General features: G+C 67.9%; 15 protein-coding genes. 10 read left to right on the forward strand and 5 right to left on the reverse strand.

The genetic code is table 11. From position 1 onward, the window contains the following. Window positions 1-31 precede the first annotated feature (31 nt). The 7 genes from IBX18_RS08040 (at window position 32) to IBX18_RS08070 (ending at window position 7,259) form a co-directional block, all read left to right on the forward strand. On the forward strand, window positions 32-295 hold the full coding sequence (locus IBX18_RS08040) for an acyl carrier protein (RefSeq protein WP_135231292.1): 264 nt from the start codon (window positions 32-34) through the stop codon (window positions 293-295). After that, window positions 295-1,449, forward strand: coding sequence for an acyl-CoA dehydrogenase family protein (locus IBX18_RS08045; protein WP_194833102.1), 1,155 nt, complete (start codon window positions 295-297; stop codon window positions 1,447-1,449). Before IBX18_RS08040 ends, IBX18_RS08045 begins: the two co-directional genes overlap by 1 nt. A gap of 37 nt (window positions 1,450-1,486) precedes the next feature. Continuing rightward, entirely contained in the window at window positions 1,487-2,554 is a 1,068-nt protein-coding gene (locus IBX18_RS08050) for an HAD family hydrolase (protein WP_194833103.1), read from the forward strand. Next, on the forward strand, window positions 2,551-3,309 hold the full coding sequence (locus tag IBX18_RS08055; protein ID WP_194833104.1) for a thioesterase II family protein: 759 nt from the start codon (window positions 2,551-2,553) through the stop codon (window positions 3,307-3,309). Before IBX18_RS08050 ends, IBX18_RS08055 begins: the two co-directional genes overlap by 4 nt. Then, entirely contained in the window at window positions 3,306-4,043 is a 738-nt protein-coding gene (locus IBX18_RS08060; protein WP_194833105.1) for a 4'-phosphopantetheinyl transferase superfamily protein, read from the forward strand. The genes IBX18_RS08055 and IBX18_RS08060 overlap by 4 nt, the downstream gene beginning before the upstream one ends. Beyond that, a complete protein-coding gene (locus tag IBX18_RS08065) occupies window positions 4,040-5,755 on the forward strand; it encodes a fatty acyl-AMP ligase (RefSeq protein ID WP_194833106.1) in 1,716 nt (571 codons plus the stop codon). Before IBX18_RS08060 ends, IBX18_RS08065 begins: the two co-directional genes overlap by 4 nt. A gap of 70 nt (window positions 5,756-5,825) precedes the next feature. Next, window positions 5,826-7,259, forward strand: coding sequence for a CYTH and CHAD domain-containing protein (locus IBX18_RS08070; protein ID WP_194833107.1), 1,434 nt, complete (start codon window positions 5,826-5,828; stop codon window positions 7,257-7,259). Window positions 7,260-7,305: 46 nt separating this feature from the next. Here IBX18_RS08070 and IBX18_RS08075 read toward each other — a convergent pair whose 3' ends face one another. After that, window positions 7,306-8,190, reverse strand: a complete 885-nt coding sequence (locus IBX18_RS08075) for a LysR family transcriptional regulator (RefSeq protein WP_194833108.1) — start codon at window positions 8,188-8,190, stop codon at window positions 7,306-7,308. 111 nt (window positions 8,191-8,301) lie between these two features. Here IBX18_RS08075 and IBX18_RS08080 point away from each other — a divergent pair, with 111 nt between their 5' ends. Then, window positions 8,302-9,237, forward strand: coding sequence for an SMP-30/gluconolactonase/LRE family protein (locus IBX18_RS08080; protein ID WP_194833109.1), 936 nt, complete (start codon window positions 8,302-8,304; stop codon window positions 9,235-9,237). Between the two features lie 8 nt (window positions 9,238-9,245). Here the strand turns inward: IBX18_RS08080 and IBX18_RS08085 are convergent, their stop codons facing one another. Next, entirely contained in the window at window positions 9,246-9,866 is a 621-nt protein-coding gene (locus IBX18_RS08085; RefSeq protein ID WP_194833110.1) for a PepSY domain-containing protein, read from the reverse strand. 309 nt (window positions 9,867-10,175) lie between these two features. Here IBX18_RS08085 and IBX18_RS08090 point away from each other — a divergent pair, with 309 nt between their 5' ends. Both IBX18_RS08090 and IBX18_RS08095 read left to right on the forward strand, forming a co-directional pair. Then, window positions 10,176-12,365, forward strand: a complete 2,190-nt coding sequence (locus tag IBX18_RS08090; RefSeq protein ID WP_194833111.1) for an aminotransferase class III-fold pyridoxal phosphate-dependent enzyme — start codon at window positions 10,176-10,178, stop codon at window positions 12,363-12,365. 270 nt (window positions 12,366-12,635) lie between these two features. Then, on the forward strand, window positions 12,636-13,409 hold the full coding sequence (locus IBX18_RS08095) for a response regulator transcription factor (RefSeq protein ID WP_194833112.1): 774 nt from the start codon (window positions 12,636-12,638) through the stop codon (window positions 13,407-13,409). Here the strand turns inward: IBX18_RS08095 and fabG are convergent. From fabG to IBX18_RS08110, 3 genes are read right to left on the reverse strand one after another with little or no spacing between them, the layout of a single operon-like run. Further along, window positions 13,355-14,059: a 3-oxoacyl-ACP reductase FabG gene (gene fabG, locus IBX18_RS08100; RefSeq protein WP_194833113.1), complete on the reverse strand. Its 705-nt coding sequence runs from the start codon at window positions 14,057-14,059 to the stop codon at window positions 13,355-13,357. The two genes, IBX18_RS08095 and fabG, sit on opposite strands and share 55 nt — an antisense overlap. Window positions 14,060-14,079: 20 nt before the next feature. Continuing rightward, a complete protein-coding gene (locus tag IBX18_RS08105; RefSeq protein ID WP_194833114.1) occupies window positions 14,080-16,428 on the reverse strand; it encodes an FtsX-like permease family protein in 2,349 nt (782 codons plus the stop codon). After that, window positions 16,425-17,108 carry an ABC transporter ATP-binding protein gene (locus IBX18_RS08110; RefSeq protein WP_306796191.1) on the reverse strand — a complete coding sequence of 228 codons (684 nt, stop codon included), beginning with the start codon at window positions 17,106-17,108 and terminating at the stop codon, window positions 16,425-16,427. Before IBX18_RS08110 ends, IBX18_RS08105 begins: the two co-directional genes overlap by 4 nt. Window positions 17,109-17,148 lie beyond the last annotated feature (40 nt).

The raw sequence follows: 17,148 nt of genomic DNA on the forward strand, positions 1-17,148 counted from the left end.
CCCTTGCCCCCGTTACCGACAGGACGCAGTTATGTTCTCCGATGCCCGTTCCGAAATCCGTGAATTCGTCGCCAAGCGATTCCCCGACGGCCGGCTCGAAGACGATCACGACATCTTCGAAAGCGGCTTCGTCAACTCGCTTTTCGCGATGGAACTGGTCATGTTCATCGAGCAGCACCTCGGCGACCGCATCCCCAACGACGAGCTGATGCTGGACAACTTCCGGACGGTGAACGTGATGACCGACCTGGTCGGCAGGCTCAACGGCGGTGGCGCGGCCACCGAGGTGGCGTGATGCCGGTGCAGGCGGAGTCCGGCGTCGGCGCGTGGTCGCGGGCCGAGATCGCCGCGTTCGTGGACAAGGTGGTCGCACCCCGGGCCGCCGAGTTCGATCAGACGGCTCGGATCGACCCGAGCATCATCGCCGAGTTCGCCGGACGAGGCCTGTGGGGTGCGGTGCTGTCGGAAGCCGACGGCGGCACCGGCGCGGGCATGACCACCCTCGCGGAGGTGCACGAGGAGGTGGGCCGCGGCTGTTCGTCCATGCGCAGCCTGCTGACCGTGCACTCGATGGCGCTGTACGCGCTGGACCGCTGGGGGACCGAGACGGCCAAGCAGCGGTGGAAGGCCGACCTCGTCGCCGGTAACGCGCTCGGCGCGTTCTGCCTCACCGAGCCGGAAGCCGGTAGCGACTTCGCCGCGTTGCAGGCCTCGGCCCGGCGCACCGACGACGGGTGGGTGCTCGACGGCCACAAGCTCTGGGTCACCGGCGGCCAGCTCGCCGACGTGCTGCTCGTCTTCGCGCGCACCGCGGTGGGGCCGGCCGCCTTCCTGGTGGAGGCGGCGAACCCCGGTATCAGCCGAATCCCGGTGCGCGACATCACCGGAACCCGCGGCAGCCAGGTCGCCGAGATCGTCTTCGACAACTGCGAAGTCGGCGCCGACGCGCTCATCGGCCCCGAGGGCATGGGGCTGGCCATCGCGACTGGTGTGCTCGATATCGGGCGGTTCAGTGTCGCCGCGGGGTGCGTCGGCATCCTGCAAGCGTGTCTGAATGCCTGCGTGAGTTACGCCAATACGCGCCATCAGGGCGGCGCGCTGCTGCGCGAACACCAGCTCGTGCAGCAGATGATCGCCACCATTGCCACCAGCACCCGGGCGGCCCGGCTGCTGGTCTGGCAGGCCGCGCGGCTCAAGGACACCGGCAGCCCCGACACCATCATGGCGACCTGCATCGCCAAACAGTTCGCCGCCACCGCGGCGGCGGCCGCGGCCAACGACGCGGTCCAATTGCACGGTGCGCGTGGCTGTACCGACGAGTATCCGGTCGGCCGCTACTTGCGGGATGCCAAGGTCATGGAAATCATCGAGGGCAGCACGCAGATGCAACACATCCTCATCGCCGCCGACGCGTGCCGAAATCAGGCGCGCGTCATCCCCATCGACTGATGCACGACCGGAACTGCGCAGAGGCTAAGGAAATTCGATGAACTCCGATGTCGGTAAGCGTCCCCGCCAGATCAAGTGCGTGGTCTGGGATCTGGACCACACCCTGTGGGATGGTGTCCTGCTGGAGAACGCCACGGTCACCGATCTCAAGCCGGGGATCCGGGAAACCATTGCCACGCTGGACGAACGCGGGATCCTGCATTCGGTCGCCAGCCGCAACGATCCGGAGATCGCGCTGGGCAAGCTCACCGAGCTGGGGATCGCCGAGTATTTCCTGTATCCGCAGATCGGGTGGGACAACAAGTCCGCCTCCCTCGCGGCGATCGCCGAGCGGCTCAATATCGGGATCGATACGCTCGCCTTCGTCGATGATCAAGAGCTCGAGCGCGATGAGGTCCGGTTCGCCCATCCCGAGGTGCTCTGCATCGACGCCGTGGACGCCATGTCCCTGCTGGACCGGCCGGAATTCCAGCCGAAGCACGTGACCGCGGACTCACGCATGCGCCGCCACATGTACCGGGCGAGCATCGAACGCACCACCGCGGAGGAACGGTTCTCCGGCACCAATGAGCAGTTCCTGGCCACCCTCGGTATGCGCTTCGCGATCAGTCCGGCCCGCGCCACCGACATCGGCCGGGCCGAGGAACTCGTCGTCCGGACCAATCAGCTGAACTCGACCGGAACCATGTATTCGGCGGAAGAGCTTGCCGCCCTTGCTGAATCCGACGATCACCTGCTGTTGATGGCCGAACTGGAAGACAAGTACGGGACCTACGGGCAGATCGGCCTCGCACTGGTGGAGCGTGGTGCCACACAGTGGCGGCTGAAGCTGCTGCTCATGTCGTGCCGGGTGATCTCGCGCGGCGTCGGGACGGTGCTGCTCAACCATGTGGTGCGGCTGGCCCAGGCCGAGGGTGCGCGGCTGGTCGCCGAATTCGTGCCCACCGACCGGAACCGAATCATGTACATCACTTACCGATTCGCCAATTTCGAGGAGCTCGGCGCGGAGGACGGCGTCACGTTGCTGGGCGCTTCGACGGCACCGCCCCCGCCCCCGCCGGACTATCTGACGGTAGAGACGGCGACCACGGCGGCCCGACTATGAACGCTCCCACCATCGATACCCGCAAGTGGATGCCGTACCCGCCGATCGGCGGCGCGGCGACGACTCTGTACTGCCTGCCGCACGCCGGCGCGGGCGCCTCGACCTACCTGCCGTGGCGCAAACAACTGCACCCCGACATCGACGTGGTGCCGCTCCAGCCGCCGGGCCGCGAAATGCGCACGCGGGACGAGCCTTTCGAGCACCTGACCCCGCTGCTGGACGACCTGCTCGCGGCGATGGCGGGTGCGTGGCGGACGCCGTTCGTGCTGTTCGGGCACAGCTTGGGCGCGCTCATCGCCTACGAGCTGGCGCGTCGGCTCTGCGCGGGCGAGGGGCCGCGTCCGGCGCGGCTGATCGTGTCCGGACGCCGTGGGCCGCAACACCCTTCGCGGTTGCCGTGGATCCGCTTCGCCTCGGACGAGATGCTACTGGATATCGTGCGGATGCTCGGCGGCACCCCGGCGGAGGTGCTCGCCGACGAACAGATGCGGCAGTCGGTCCTCACGCTGACGCGGGCTGATCTGGGAGTCGACCAGACGTATGTGTATCGGTCGGACCCGCCGCTCGATATCCCGATCACCGTGCTGAGCGGCAGCGCCGATCCGCACGTGAACGCGACCGAGCTCGAGCAGTGGCACGAGTGCGGCTCGGCCGGCGTCGATATTCGGATGGTGCCCGGCGGGCACTTCTTCCCGATCTCGCACCGCGATGCCACACTGCGCCACGTCCGGGACTGCGTGGTGGGGTCGCCATGATCGGCGGCACCGTGCTGCGGCGGACGATCGGGGCCGACGAGGTCGAACTTTGGTGGGTGCGGCTGACGGGTGAATATTCCGCCGAGGATCGCCGGGTGTTGTCCGCCGGGGAGTTCGTGCGCAGCACCCGGTTCGACACCGCCGAGTTCACGGCCGACTTCATTCGTACCCGGGCCGCGCTGCGGCGGGTGCTTTCGGCCTATACGGGAAGTCTTCCCGAGGAGCTCGCCTTCACTACCGGTCGCCACGGCAAGCCGGAATTGGCCGACAGTACAACGGCATTCAATCTCACACACACCCACGGGCTCGCTGTCGTCGCCGTTGCCGGGTCGGGATCGATCGGCGTCGACGTCGAGTCGGTGGACACCGATTTCGACCTGGACGGGCTGGCGCCACGGGTGCTCACCGCGTGCGAAGCCGCCAGGGTAGGCACCGATCGGCGGCGATTTCTGCACCACTGGGTTGCTAAAGAGAGCTACCTGAAATGGTCGGGTAGCGGACTGACGGTGTCGCCCGACGCGATCGAGTTGCGCGCCGATCAGCACGGACGCGCCGTGATCGCGGCCGTCGATGGTGAGCTGCCGACGGCGTACGTCCAGCATTTCGCCCTGAACTCGTGGCACGCCGGTGCCTTCGTCGGCGACCACCCCGAACCTCGTTTCACGCTGCGCCCGGCCGAATCGGTCTGTGTCGCAGCGAATCTCCGTCGCCGGATCTCAGGAGTGCAAGCATGACAACCAATTCCCCGGTCGAACCGGCCACCCTCGTCGAGCTGCTGACCATGCGCGCCGCCGCCACGCCGGACGAGGTGCGTTTCCAGCACCTGGGCGACGGTGACGAGGTCACCGCGACACTGACCTTGCCGGAGCTCGACCGCAGCGCCCGTGCCGTCGCCGCGCATCTGGCGGGGATCACGCAGCCGGGGGAGCGGGCGCTGCTGCTCTATGCTCCCGGCCTGGAATTCGTTGTCGCGTACTACGGATGCCTCTACGCCGGTGTCATCGCGGTGCCGGTGGCGCCGCCGCAGCCGAACAAACTGGCGGACAGCCTGGCGCGACTGGCCTCCATCACCGCCAATTCCGGTGCGCGACTGCTGCTCACCGGCGCCGAGATCGAGCCGCTGCTGACCCCGGTGCTGGCCGAGGCCGAAGGGTTCGCGGGGCTGCGCACGGTGGTCACCGATCGCATCGATCTCGCCGAGGCGGACGGGTACCGCGATCCGGGCGTCACGGCGGACAGTGTTGCGCACCTGCAGTATTCGTCCGGATCGACCGGCGAGCCGAAGGGTGTCGTGCTCACGCACCGCAACGTCCTCGCCAACCTGCGGCTGGTCACCGACGAGATCGGCGCCGGTGTCGGGGTGGCCTGGCTGCCGACCTTCCACGACATGGGTCTGCTCAGCATGGTCACCTATCCGGTGTACAGCGGCTCGACCGTTATCAGTATGTCGCCCTTGGCATTTGTGCAGCGGCCCGCCCGTTGGATAGCGGCGATGTCCCGGTTCGGGGCCACCCACACCGTCGCCCCGAACTTCTCCTTCGGGCTCGCCGTGCGGCGGGTGCCTGCCGATCAGGTGGGCAATTACGATCTGTCACCGCTGCGGGTGGCGCTCTGCGGCGCGGAACCGGTGCGCGCGGACACCATGGCCACCTTCGCAGACCACTTCCGCGCGGCAGGCTTCGACGCGCACAGCCTGTTCCCGTGCTACGGCCTCGCCGAGGCGACACTGCTGGTGACCGGCGGCCCGGCCGGCAGCGGGCTCACCACGGTCGAGGTGGACCCGACCGCGCTGGCCAAGGGGCGCGTGGAGCCGGTGTCCAGTGGTGGCCGCCGGCTGGTGGCCAGTGGTCAGCTCAACGATGCCTACGAACTCGTCCTCGCCGATACCGAGACGCTGACGCCGCTGCCGGAAGGGCAGGTCGGCGAGATCTGCCTGCGCGGCGACAGCATCGGCAAGGGGTACTGGGACGCACCGGAGGCGGTGGCCGCCACCTTCGCCGCCACCGTCACCGGTCGCACGGGGCACTTCCTGCGCACGGGTGACCTCGGCTTCGTGCACGACGGTCAGCTGTACGTCACCGGGCGCAGCAAGGACCTCATCATCGTGGACGGGTACAACCACTACCCGTCCGATATCGAAGCCTCCGCGATGTACTCACACCCGGCGCTGCGCCCGGACCGCTGCGTGGCGTTCCAGGTGCTCGACAGCGACGAACCCGCCCTGATCGTGGTCGCCGAGGTGAACCGAGGCGAGAACCCCGACGCCATCGCCAAGTCCGAGATCGTCGCCGCTGTGCGTCGAGCGGTCGGTGAGCATCACGGGTTGCGGCTCAACGACGTGGTGCTGGTGACGACCGGCTCGGTGCCGCTGACCTCCAGCGGCAAGATTCGTCGCTACGCGGTCCGCGAGCAGTATCGAGACGGCGCGCTGACCGTGCTGCCCTGATCCCGTTCATGGCCGGCGCGGTTACCGGTCGGCGCTGTTTCACCTGTGCCGGACAGGGAACGCAGTACCGATGAAGGACTCGTTGGAACGCGAAAGTAAATGGGACGTCGACCCGGCCTGCACGCTGCCGACGCTCGATGATCTCGTCCCCGACAGCCGGGTCGAGAAAACGCAGGTCGAGCTGACGAGCACGTACTTCGACACCACGGACCACGACCTGCTCGCCCAGAACGTCACCTTGCGCCGCCGAACGGGGGCCGACGAGTCCGGCTGGCAGCTGAAGGTCCCGCAGGCGGACGGCCGCGTCGAACTGACCGCCGCGCTGTCCGACGAACTGCCGCGTGAACTCGCCGAGCTGGTCACCGGCGTCGCGCTGGGTAAGGAACTGGCCCCGGTCACCACGATTCGAACCCTGCGCACCCGGCACCGCGTCTTCGGCGCGGACGGCGAACTGGTCGTCGAGGTCGATGACGACACGGTGCACACGACGCCCGCCGAGCAGGATGCGGACCCCCTCGACTGGCGTGAGATCGAGATCGAACTCGGCCCGCAAACCGACACCGCCCCCACGGTGTTGGTGGATCGCCTGGTCGAGGCGGGCGCACGGCCGTCGACGTATCCGTCCAAGCTGTCTCGCGTGCTGTCGGCGCGATCCGCCCGGGAGATAACCACCGATGCCGAACGCGCGATCCACGACTACGTGACCGCCCAGATCGACACGATCTTCGCCGGCGACATCGCGCTGCGCCGCGGCGAGAACCCGATCCACGACACCCGAGTCGCGTCCCGGCGCCTGCGCAGCACGCTGCGCGTATTCGGCAAGTTGCTGGACAGCTCGGCGATCGCCGACATCGAGGACGAGCTGAAGTGGTACGCTGGCCTGCTCGGTGAGGTACGCGACTGCCAGGTGCAACGCCGTCGCCTCGCTGACAAGATCAGCGAACTACCCCTCGAACTCGTGCTCGGCCCGGTCGCCACACGCATCGACACCACCCTGCTCAGCGAGCAGCTCACCAGCCGCAAGGAGCTCGCCGAGGCGATGAACTCTCCGCGCTACCTGAAACTCCTTGCGACGCTGCGGGAATGGAAGTCGAATCCGCCCCTCGGTCCGCGGATCAAGGGCCGGAAACTTGTCCAGCGTGCCGACCGCGCCGCCCGCAAAGCCGATCGCCGCCTCGCGACCGCCCTGCAGGATCAACGCGACGAATCCCTGCACCGCGCCCGCAAGGCCGCCAAACGTGCCCGCTACGCCGCCGAACTGCGCGAACCGGTCCGCGAAGGCGCCAAGGCGAAATCGAACATCAAGCGCTACAAGCAAATCCAAGGCGTGCTCGGCGATCACAACGACAGCGTCGTCTCCGCCGCCTTCCTCTGGCGCATCGCGACCACGGCAGGCACCGCGGCCGACGAAAACGGCTTCACCTTCGGCCTGCTGTATGCCAACGAGAAGCACGCCGCCGCCGACGCACGCGAAAAGATCGCCGAGATCGCCGCGGCCAGGTAGCCGTCGTCCGGCGTTGCACCTGCGAAACGGGAAGTTCTGGGGTGCTTCAGGACTCGCGGGTAGTGGGGATGTCGAGAATGCCTAGGAAGGCGGTGGCGGCCGGGGCCAGGGTGGCGGCGTTCCAGATGACGTATTCGATGCGAGTCGGCGCATCGGGGATGTCGATCGTCACGACGTCGGTGAGGCGGGGAGCGTAGGCGGCGGGCAGCATGGCGATGGCCAGACCGGGGGCGACCAGCCGGGTGATGTAGTCGGCGGTAGTGACCTCGAAGGCGACGTCGCGGGTGAGGCCCGCTGCGGCGAAGGCCTGGTCGGATTGGCTGCGGCCCGCGGTGCCTGCCGGCAGGTCCACGAAGACTTCGGTGGCGAGTCTGCGCAGGTCGGCGATGGGTTCGGCGGCGAGTGGATGGTCGGGTGCGACGACGGCCACCAGTCGGTCGCGGGCGAGTTCGTGAACAGCGACACCGTGCGGGGCTGCGGTGCTCGGCAGTCCGAGGAAGGCCAGGTCGAGCGCGCCGTGCTCGACCTGGTCGATCAGGTCGTCGCTGGCACCGACCCGCAAACTGATGCGCACGTGTGGGTAGCGCGCGCGGAAGTCGCGCAGGGCCTCCGGAATATCGACCGCGGCGACGGTAGGGATCAGACCGACCGCGAGACGGCCGCGGATCTCGCCGACGGCCGCGGCCACCTCGGCGGCCGCCCGGTCGGCGGCGTCCAGGCATTGGCGGGCGGCGGGCAGGAACGCCGCTCCGGCCGGGGTCAGCCGCACCCGGCGGCTGGTTCGCTCGAACAGTCGCGCACCGAGTTCCTTTTCCAGCCGGGCGATTTGGTGGCTGAGCGCCGACTGCACCACCAGGCATCGTTCGGCGGCCCGGGTGAAGCTGTTCGTCTCGGCGACGGCGAGGACGTAGCGCATCTGCTGGAGCTCCATGAATCAATCTTGGACCGCGATCAATCGGATGACAAACATGCATTGGACTCATGGATCGCCGCCGGGCCAGACTGAGCGTATGAAAAGTGCAGCAGCGCAGGAGGTTCTGAGATGAGGCGGATGCTCGGCATCGCGGTGGCACTGGCCTGCGTCGGGGCGCTCGCCCCCGCGCACCAGGCGGCCGCCCGAGAACCGTTGTTTCCCAACACGATCGACCTACCGGCGGGGTTTCGGCCGGAGGGTATCGCGATCGGAAAGTGGCCGGTGGCCTATCTCGGATCGATGGCGGACGGCGCCATCTACCGCGCCGATCTGGTGACCGGTCAGGGCGCTGTGCTGAGTCCCGGCACCGGTACGCAGACCCTCGGCCTCCAACTCGACGACCGCGGCAGGCTTTTCGTCGCGGGCGGCACCGGGGGAGACGCCCGCGTAGTGGACGCCGCTACCGGCGCGGTGCTGGCACGTTACCAATTCGGCACGCCGCCGGATACTTTCGTCAACGACGTGGTGCTGACGCCCGCGGGCGCGTGGTTCACCGACTCGCGCGCACCGGTGCTCTACCACCTGCCGATCGGCCCGGACGGCGCCGTGCCGTCGCCGGATGCGGTGGTGCGCATCCCGCTGACCGGCGACATCGAATATGTCCCAGGCGAATTCAACGCCAACGGCATTGTGCGTACTCCGGACGGCACGGCCCTGATCATCGTGCAGTCGGTGACCGGCCACCTGTTCCGGGCCGACCCGGCGACCGGCGTCACCCGGCGCGTGGATCTCGGCGCCGAGTCGGTACCGCACGGCGACGGCATGCTGCTGCGCGGCAACAGTCTGCTCGTCGTACAGAACCGGCAGAACGCGATCGCCGTCATCGACCTCGACCCCGCCGGAACGAGCGGCACAGTCCAACGGCGACTCACGGATCCCCGCTTCGACGTGCCCGCCACCGTCGCCGCGTTCGGCGACCGCCTCTATCTGCCGAACGCCCGCTTCGACACGCCACCGGAGCCGACCACGCCGTACACCGCCGTCGCGGTCGGCGACCCCTGGTAGCGGGCGCTTTACCCGGTGGTCTTCAGCTGACCGGTGTACGCGTCGACCTGCACCTCGTAGTCGTCGTCGGTGGCACCGGGCTGCTGGACATCGAACTCGTACTGCGCCGAGTTGTCCTTGCCCTCGATCTTCCACTTCTCGATCGGGCCGGGGCGGGCCTTCGAGGCGGTGGCCATCGCGTCGTTCAGCGGCACCGCCCGGTCGTAGTCGACCGCCTTGCGGGTCCGTTCGATGCCGCGTTCATCCGCGTCGAGGTTTTCCTTGTGCTCGGAGATGACCGCGCCGGAATCGGCGGCCAGCTGCACGGTGTATTTCTCCGTGTCGGAGAGCAGTTCCACCTTGTACACGTAGGTATTTCGGGTGTTGACGCCCTCGCGCTCCAGTTCGAGTTTCGACAGCGTGCCGTCGAAGTTCTTCTTGCCGGCGTTGAGGGCGTCGGTGGGGCTCACCGGGAACGAGTGGTGCGCCAGGTCGACCTGGGCCGAGTCCGGCGCGCCGGACGCCGTCGAAGTCCCGATCACCGACACCGCGGTGGTGGGATCGGCCGAGTCCTGTCCTGAGTCGTTACCGCACGACGCCGCTGCTACCGCCGCAGCGACCACCATCGGCGTGATCAAAACCGCTTTCATCGCTATTCCTCCCTGTCGAACAAGCCAACTTCGGAATGCGCGCAGCAATCGTCGGCGACGCCGCGACAGGGCCGGTATGCCCCGGGTATGCGGGCGCTAAACAATCGGGTCGAACGCGCGCGTCCGCCGCTGCCTGCCGAGCAGCGCGCCGGGTGCTTATCCGACAAGCGTTGATATTCATATCATCGTTCGACCGACGCCGAGGCGGCCGTTCCGGCGTTATTCTGACCTGAATTGATCATGCCCGGTGGGCGGGTGGCTCCCTCGGTGAGCCGCATATTCATATCGAGTTCAGCAAGGAGCGTGCCGATGTCGACCGGTGTAGCTCCGGAGGACTCGCAAGACGCACGGCAGAAAATTCCGGCCACCTTTACCGATAATCCCGAACGGGTGCGCGAGATATTGGCCGAGCGGGTCGCGGCCGAGGCGCCGAACATGGTGCTGGCCAGCACCTATGTGCCCCCCGACGGGGCCGCGGCGGCGTATCTGCTGCATCGGCTGCTCAGCCGAGGCGATAACACCGGCGTCGCATGGCATTCGGTGTTCGTGAATTCCGGCGTCGAGGCACTCGGCACGGTCGTGAAGTACTTGCGCAACAGGCACAATCGCGCGGGAAGCGCGGGCTCGTGCCGCATTCTGGTCCTGGATCCGACCGGCACCGCGCGCTACGCATTCGGGCACGCGGTCCCGGGCCTGCCCGAGCTCGTCGCCGACGGCATGGCGATCGTCGGCACCGTCGATGAGTTTCTGCACCGGGTCGACCCGGGCTGGTCGGCATATGTCCTGGTCGTCGACGGTCTTGCGCCGGACGAGCTGGTACCGGTGCGTAGCGCGATCGAGGTCGCGCGTGCGCGCGGTGCCGCGGTGGCGTGGGGCTTGCTCGGCGACGCGCCCGCCCTGGAAACTCTGCGCGGCTCGGTGGCCGCCGCCGACCTGGTGTTTCTGGGTGAGGTGGCCGTCGGCAATGAGATGCCCTGCGGCACTGTGTCGTTCACCCGTGCGATGTTCGCGCTCTGGAACAATACGATGGACAGCATCGCGCACGTGTCGACCTTCGGCGGCAACGGCCTCGCAATGCACCTGCTGTGCGAGACACTGACGCGCTGGCGGCCGACGGATCGGCACGAACGCGCGGCGATACACCGCATGCGGCACAACAGATTCACCCGCAGTGCCCGCCTGCGCATGCACAGCAACACCTGGCAGACCCGGTCGATCGATCTGGCGGCCATCAATATGACCTTCGACCGCGCCGAGGGCGTCACGTACCGGCACGGCACGCGCACCTACACCGACCTCGCGTCCGGCACCGGCCCCGCGTTCCGCGGGCACAACAGGCAGTCGCCCGAGGTGATCCGAACAGCGGGCACGGCGGGCGACGAAACATCAAGGCTGGAAAGCGTGTTGGCGCGCCTCACCGGCTTGCCGATAATGCTGCCCGCGGTGAGCGGGCAGAGCGCGGTCGACAACGCGATCCTCGCCGCGCTGTGCTGCAAGCCCGGGCGCGCGACCGTACTCACCTGTCGTGGCAACTATTCCGGCAAGGGCCCGATGTCGCTGGCGTTGAGCAGGACGAGTTCGTTCTTCCGGGACCGCGATGAGCACGCCTTCAGCCCATATCCGGTCGAGGTGATCGAGGTCGATCTCGCGGACATCGACGGGCTGCGGCAGGCCCTGCGGCGCAATGACATCGCCCTGGTCTGGCTGGAACTCGTGCAAGGCTACGACTGTGTCGAGATACCGCGCGAGGTACTCGACGAGATCGAACACCGGCGCGCGACAGCAGGATTCCTGGTCGGGGTCGACGAGGTCTTCACCGGCTTCTGGCGCTGCGACCTAGACAACTTCCTGACCTGTACCGGTCGCGGCTTCCGGCCGGACCTGGTGGCGCTGTCCAAGGCGCTCAGTGACGGGCTCGTCCCGATCGGCGCGGTGCTCACCTCGGCCGAGGTTTTCGCGCAGATGTCGAGCGCGGCACCGGATATGGCGCACTGGCTACGCAACCACTACCGCAACGACATGGCGGCCGGGCTCGCCCGCGCGGCGCTCGAAGCAGCCGAGCACGACCGGCCCGGGGCAGCCGATATCGCGGCGGCCATGGAGGCAATGCTGCGCCGAGCGGCGCGGTCACCGCTGTTCGCGGGCTATCGGCGGGTCGGCTTGCTCGGCAGGCTGGTGCTCTCGCCACGCGCGATCGGCGCGCGCCCGCGCCCGTCGGTGCAGAACTACGCCGAGGCGGTCATCGCCCGGTTGATCGGAAAGCGCTGCGGCGCAATTACATTGCAGATGCGGTTCGCGCCGAGTACGGCGGGTGACGGTGCGCCGGAACTGATCGCCGCCATGGCCGAGGTCGGTGCGTTTCTGGAGCGGTTGCCGCGCTGGACGGTGGACCGCACCACACTCGGCTCATTACTCGGCACGGCGGGCCGCGAAATTGCGGCCGCGGTACTGCGCGTGCGTGAGACCTACGGCGATCGAAAGGACAGGACGTCCGATTGAGAATGGCATCATCGGGGCTTCGATAATCGGCAATGTGCACATCTAGAATTGTTGAATTGCACAGCGATGGCCCGGATGAAACAACGCGGTAATCCAACAATAACGTGCTACCCTGGTGGACATTCGCTGGGATTGATGGGATCGTGAGATGTCTTGTCACGCAATGGAACCAAACCAGCGGAATGGCGTGCACAGCAACTTCCCGGCACGATCACTGGACCTGTTACCGCACCGCTCTCCGGTGCGGTGAGCGAATGTCGTGGATCGGGCATGACGGCGCACAAGCCGGTGACAATTCGCCTGGTGGTCTGTGCGGACAGTGCCCTGATGCGGTCGGGTCTGTGCGTCCAATTCGATCGTGAGCCCGATATCGACGTCGTGGACGACGTGGCCGGTGGGCACAGTCTGCTCGGCGCCATCAAAGCACACGCACCCGATGTCGTATTGCTCGTCGGCGCGGTCGAAGGGAAACACCGCCTCGCGGAAATCGTCGCCGCCTCGAAGGTGATCATGGTGATGTCCGAGGAGGACGTGGCCCGCGCCGTCAAACTGGTTAGGGCGGGCGTGCGCGCTTTATTGTCGTCGGGCTGCTCGCCATTCGAATTGCTCTGTGCCATCCGGGTAGTCGCGGTGGGCAATCGGCTGGTGGTGCCGCCACAGATCATCGGTGGCCTCGATCACGTGGTGGCCTCCAGCGTCACCCGCAACCTCGACATCCAGGTGGCGGGGAGCCTGACCCGGCGCGAGGCCGAGGTGCTCGGCCTGCTCGCGCACGGCCGCTCCAACGCCGAAATCGCCCGCCAGCTGTCGGTTTCGGCGACCACCGTGCGCAGTCACGTGCATCACGTGCTGCAAAAATTGGCGGTGGCGACGCGGGGCCAGGCGGTCGCGGTGGCCTACGAAACCGGATTGATCGCGCTGCTGGACGACAGCGCCGGCAATGGCCGGGCACCGGCCCCGCAGCAGGTCAACGGGCGATCCCGAAGCGGTCAGTGGCCCATCCCGAGCCCGCCGTCCACCGGGATCACCGCGCCGGTGATGTAACCAGCGTCGTCGCCGGCGAGAAAGGCCACCACCCGCGCGATCTCGTCGGCACCGGCGATCCGCCCGAGCGGGATCTTCCTGGTGACCTCGGCCCGCCACTGCGGTGTCAGCGCGGCGGTCATGTCGGTGTCCACGAAGCCGGGAGCGACCACATTGACGGTGATGTTGCGGGCGCCGAGTTCGCGCACGAGCGAGCGCGCCAGGCCGATCATGCCCGCCTTGGACGCGGCGTAGTTCGTCTGTCCCGCCGAACCGAGCAGCGCCGTCACCGAGGAGACCAGGATGATCCGGCCACGGCGCTGCCGGATCATGGTCCGGGCGGCCCGATTGATCACCCGGAACGTGCCCACCAGGTTGGTGTCGACCACGGACGCGAACTCGTCCTCCGTCATCGCCGCCAGCAGCACGTCCCTGGTGATGCCCGCGTTCGCGACGAGCACGTCGACCGGCCCGAGTTCCCGCTCGATGGTGGCGAATGCCGTGTCGACCTGCCCTGCATCGGTGACATCGCAAGGCACACCGAGCAATCCGTCGGGTGGCGCGCCCGAACGCACGGTCACGGCGACCGGTCTGCCGGTGCGTGCGAGCTCGCGGGCGATGGCGAGTCCGATGCCGCGGTTGCCGCCGGTGACGAAGGCGGAGTGGTTCATCAGCGCACCTCCCTGGCGGCTCAATCGGAGCGTTCGCGAATGATCGCGGCGAGGTCGAGGCCATGAACAGCACGCAACCCCGGCAGCAGTGACACGGTCGCGACGGCCAGGATTACGAGCGCGGCGAGGCCGAGCGTGCTCGGCCGGACGACCAGCTCCAGCTGGAACTGGTCATTGGAGTAGGTGGACAGGAAGCTGTGGCCGCCGAGCACGCCGAGCGCCAGACCCGGCGCGATCCCGAGCAGCGTCATCAGCAGGTTCTCGCCGGTGATCAGCCGTGCCAGCATCCCCGGTGGCATACCGCCCGCCCGCAGCACGCCGACCTCGCGGCGTCGCTCGACGATATTGATCGACATCGTGGTGAAGATGATCGCGAAGGCCAGCACACCGCCCAGCGCGAGCATCACCCCGATGAACACGAAGAAGAATTTGGCGTATCGATCGATCAGCCGGTTCAGCGCGTCCAGGTCCTCATACGCCGCGATACCTGCGCGGCCGGACAGCTCGCGCCGGATCTGCTCGGGATCGGCGCCGGGCGCCAGTCGCAGCAGCGCCGAATTGACCGGCACCGGTGCCCCTGCCAGCGCGTCGAGCTGTTCGATGGACAGGTAGGCGAAGGCGCCGATCGGCTCGTCGAGCACCCCGGCGATCGGTACCCGAACATCCGGCACGCCGGGCACTTTCACCGCGACGGTGTCGCCGGGGCCGACTCGCAGCAGGTGCCTGACCCCTTTGCCGATGAGGATGCCGTCGTCGGACAGGGTGGCCGGGGAGCCGGGGACGGGCCGAAGCCCGTGCATCGTGGTGTCGCGGGGCAACGCAATGAGGGCGGTGGCGTACGTATCACCGTCCGCGGTGAGGATGATCGGCAGCTGCACCATCGGTTCGGCGGCTACTACACCGTCGGCGCTGGTCAACTCGGTCAGCTTGCGCTGATCGACCGGGCCGGTGAAATCGACTCGCGCATCGGCGGTTTGCACCTGGCGGAACGAGACGTCCAACGCCGCGGCCATGGTGTCGAGCATCGTCCACGAGGTGAGGACGACCAGCAGTGACAGGGCAGTGCCGAGCACGGTGCTCCAGGTCCGCCGCGGACTGCGGCCGATGTTGCGCAGCACCAGCAGCCAGCGCGCGGGCAGCCGTCGTAGTGCGGGAAATATGCGCTCCGGCAGGCTGATTCGCCCCGGGCCGAGTGGCGCAGAGCCGCGCATCGCGGTGGCGGGTGGCGTACGGAAGGCGAGCACGGCGGGCGCCAGCGCGCCGAGGGCGCCCGCCGCGATGCCGAAGACCAGCCCACCGAGAATGGTGATCGGCAGAACTTCCACGACCGCCGCCGATTCAGGCAGGCCGATCGCCCGGAGATAGACCCGGCTGAGTGCACCGGATCCGGCCAGCCCGAGCATGATTCCGCCGAGCGACCCGGTCGACCCCGCCACGATGCCGAATTGCAGGTAATGCCAGAGGATCGTTCGCCGGTCCATCCCGCCTGCCAGCAGCACGCCGATCACCGGACGCTCGGCCTGGACCCGCCGGTTCAACAGGACATAGGCCACCAGTCCGGCGACACTGAGGAACAGCAGCGGAAACAGATAGGCGAGTTCACCGAAGGCGTCGATGTCCATGCGCAGCAACCAGTTCGACGGCTGTTCGGCCCGGCTCAGCACTTCCGTGGCGCCGAGGGTGTTCGCCATGCTGCTGACCCGGTCGAGCGCGGCCGGGCTCGGTGTTCCGGCGAAGCGGATCAGGACTTGTTCGGTCACACCGCTGGCGGGCAGCGGTTCGGTCGCGAAGATCACCCCGAAGTTGTCGGGCACGGGGAACATCTCCTGGCGGCTGCGCGCGGGCCAGAGGTACTCCGCCGAGGACGCCACACCCGCTACCGAAACCTCCCGCCAGCCATCCGGCCCGAGCATCGACAGCGTTGCGCCGGTGGATAATCCGAAGTGCCCGGCCATGTGGTGTTCGACCAGCACTTCGTTCACCGTCGGATAGTGGCCGGACAGGATCGTCGGAGCGTTGACGGTGGGCGGCCGATCCGCGGGCAGGCCGATGATCCGGCCGCGCAGCTTGTCCGCGCCGACCCGCAGCGGCAGCTCGGCTTGCCCGCGCACGACGACGTCCGCGATGCCAGGCAGCGTGCGTGCGCCGGCGGCGATGGCCGCCGAATCGCCGCCGGTGATCCAGACGTGGGCGAATCGCTCCGCCTCGAACGTCCCGTCATAGGAGGCCGTCAGGTTCCGGTACGCGCCATAGGACGCGGTGAACAGCGCCACCCCCAGCACGATGATGGTCACCTGCGCGGCGAACTGGGACCACTGGGTACGGATGTCGCGCAACAGTTTACAGCGCAGCGTCGGATGCCGGTTCACCAGGAGACCTCGCGCGCGGCCGTCGGCGCGTCCTGGCGCACGGCGGCCACGATATGACCGGAGCGCATGCGCAGTATCCGGTCGGCGATGGCGGCGATGGCCTGGTTGTGTGTGACGAGCACGACGGCATGCCGGTCGCGGTGGCACAGATCTTGCAGGAGAGTGAGGACGCTGCGCCCGGTGTCCAGATCCAGTGCGCCCGTGGGCTCGTCGCACAGCAGCAGCCGCGGCCGATTCACCAGCGCCCGCGCGATCGCCACCCGCTGCTGCTGGCCACCGGAAAGCTGGGCCGGGAAGCGGTCCGCGCACTCGGCCAAGCCGACTTGGATGAGTACCTCACCGACCCGGCGCCGGACCGAACCACCGGTCAATTCGGCTAGGACCGCAATGTTTTCGTAGGCGGTGAGGGTCGGCACGAGGTTGAAGAACTGGTAGACGAAGCTGAGCGATTCCCGGCGCAGCGCCGACATCCCTTTGGCGTCGAGGCGGGCCAGCGAACGCCCATCGATGCTGATCTGTCCCGTGGTCGGCGCTTCGATGCCGCCGAGCACGTTCAAGAGTGTCGTCTTGCCCGATCCCGAAGGGCCGAGTACCACGAGCAGTTCGCCGGCCGCGAGGGTCAAGTCGAACTCGGCCAGCGCATGCACGGCGGTGTCCCCGCTGCCGAAGGTCTTCGACACGCCCCGCAGCACAGCGAGTGTCGGCGCGACCGGCATCGTC

Source organism: Nocardia sp. XZ_19_369, assembly GCF_015355715.1.
In the GTDB taxonomy this organism is placed as follows: Bacteria; Actinomycetota; Actinomycetes; order Mycobacteriales; family Mycobacteriaceae; genus Nocardia.

Bases quoted from the DNA above. Each gene is read 5' to 3' on its own strand.
- IBX18_RS08040 (WP_135231292.1), top strand. From the start codon at position 32: ATGTTCTCCGATGCCCGTTCCGAAATCCGTGAATTCGTCGCCAAGCGA.
- IBX18_RS08045 (WP_194833102.1), top strand. From the start codon at position 295: ATGCCGGTGCAGGCGGAGTCCGGCGTCGGCGCGTGGTCGCGGGCCGAG.
- IBX18_RS08050 (WP_194833103.1), top strand. From the start codon at position 1,487: ATGAACTCCGATGTCGGTAAGCGTCCCCGCCAGATCAAGTGCGTGGTC.
- IBX18_RS08055 (WP_194833104.1), top strand. From the start codon at position 2,551: ATGAACGCTCCCACCATCGATACCCGCAAGTGGATGCCGTACCCGCCG.
- IBX18_RS08060 (WP_194833105.1), top strand. From the start codon at position 3,306: ATGATCGGCGGCACCGTGCTGCGGCGGACGATCGGGGCCGACGAGGTC.
- IBX18_RS08065 (WP_194833106.1), top strand. From the start codon at position 4,040: ATGACAACCAATTCCCCGGTCGAACCGGCCACCCTCGTCGAGCTGCTG.
- IBX18_RS08070 (WP_194833107.1), top strand. From the start codon at position 5,826: ATGAAGGACTCGTTGGAACGCGAAAGTAAATGGGACGTCGACCCGGCC.
- IBX18_RS08075 (WP_194833108.1), bottom strand. From the start codon at position 8,190: ATGGAGCTCCAGCAGATGCGCTACGTCCTCGCCGTCGCCGAGACGAAC.
- IBX18_RS08080 (WP_194833109.1), top strand. From the start codon at position 8,302: ATGAGGCGGATGCTCGGCATCGCGGTGGCACTGGCCTGCGTCGGGGCG.
- IBX18_RS08085 (WP_194833110.1), bottom strand. From the start codon at position 9,866: ATGAAAGCGGTTTTGATCACGCCGATGGTGGTCGCTGCGGCGGTAGCA.
- IBX18_RS08090 (WP_194833111.1), top strand. From the start codon at position 10,176: ATGTCGACCGGTGTAGCTCCGGAGGACTCGCAAGACGCACGGCAGAAA.
- IBX18_RS08095 (WP_194833112.1), top strand. From the start codon at position 12,636: ATGACGGCGCACAAGCCGGTGACAATTCGCCTGGTGGTCTGTGCGGAC.
- fabG (WP_194833113.1), bottom strand. From the start codon at position 14,059: ATGAACCACTCCGCCTTCGTCACCGGCGGCAACCGCGGCATCGGACTC.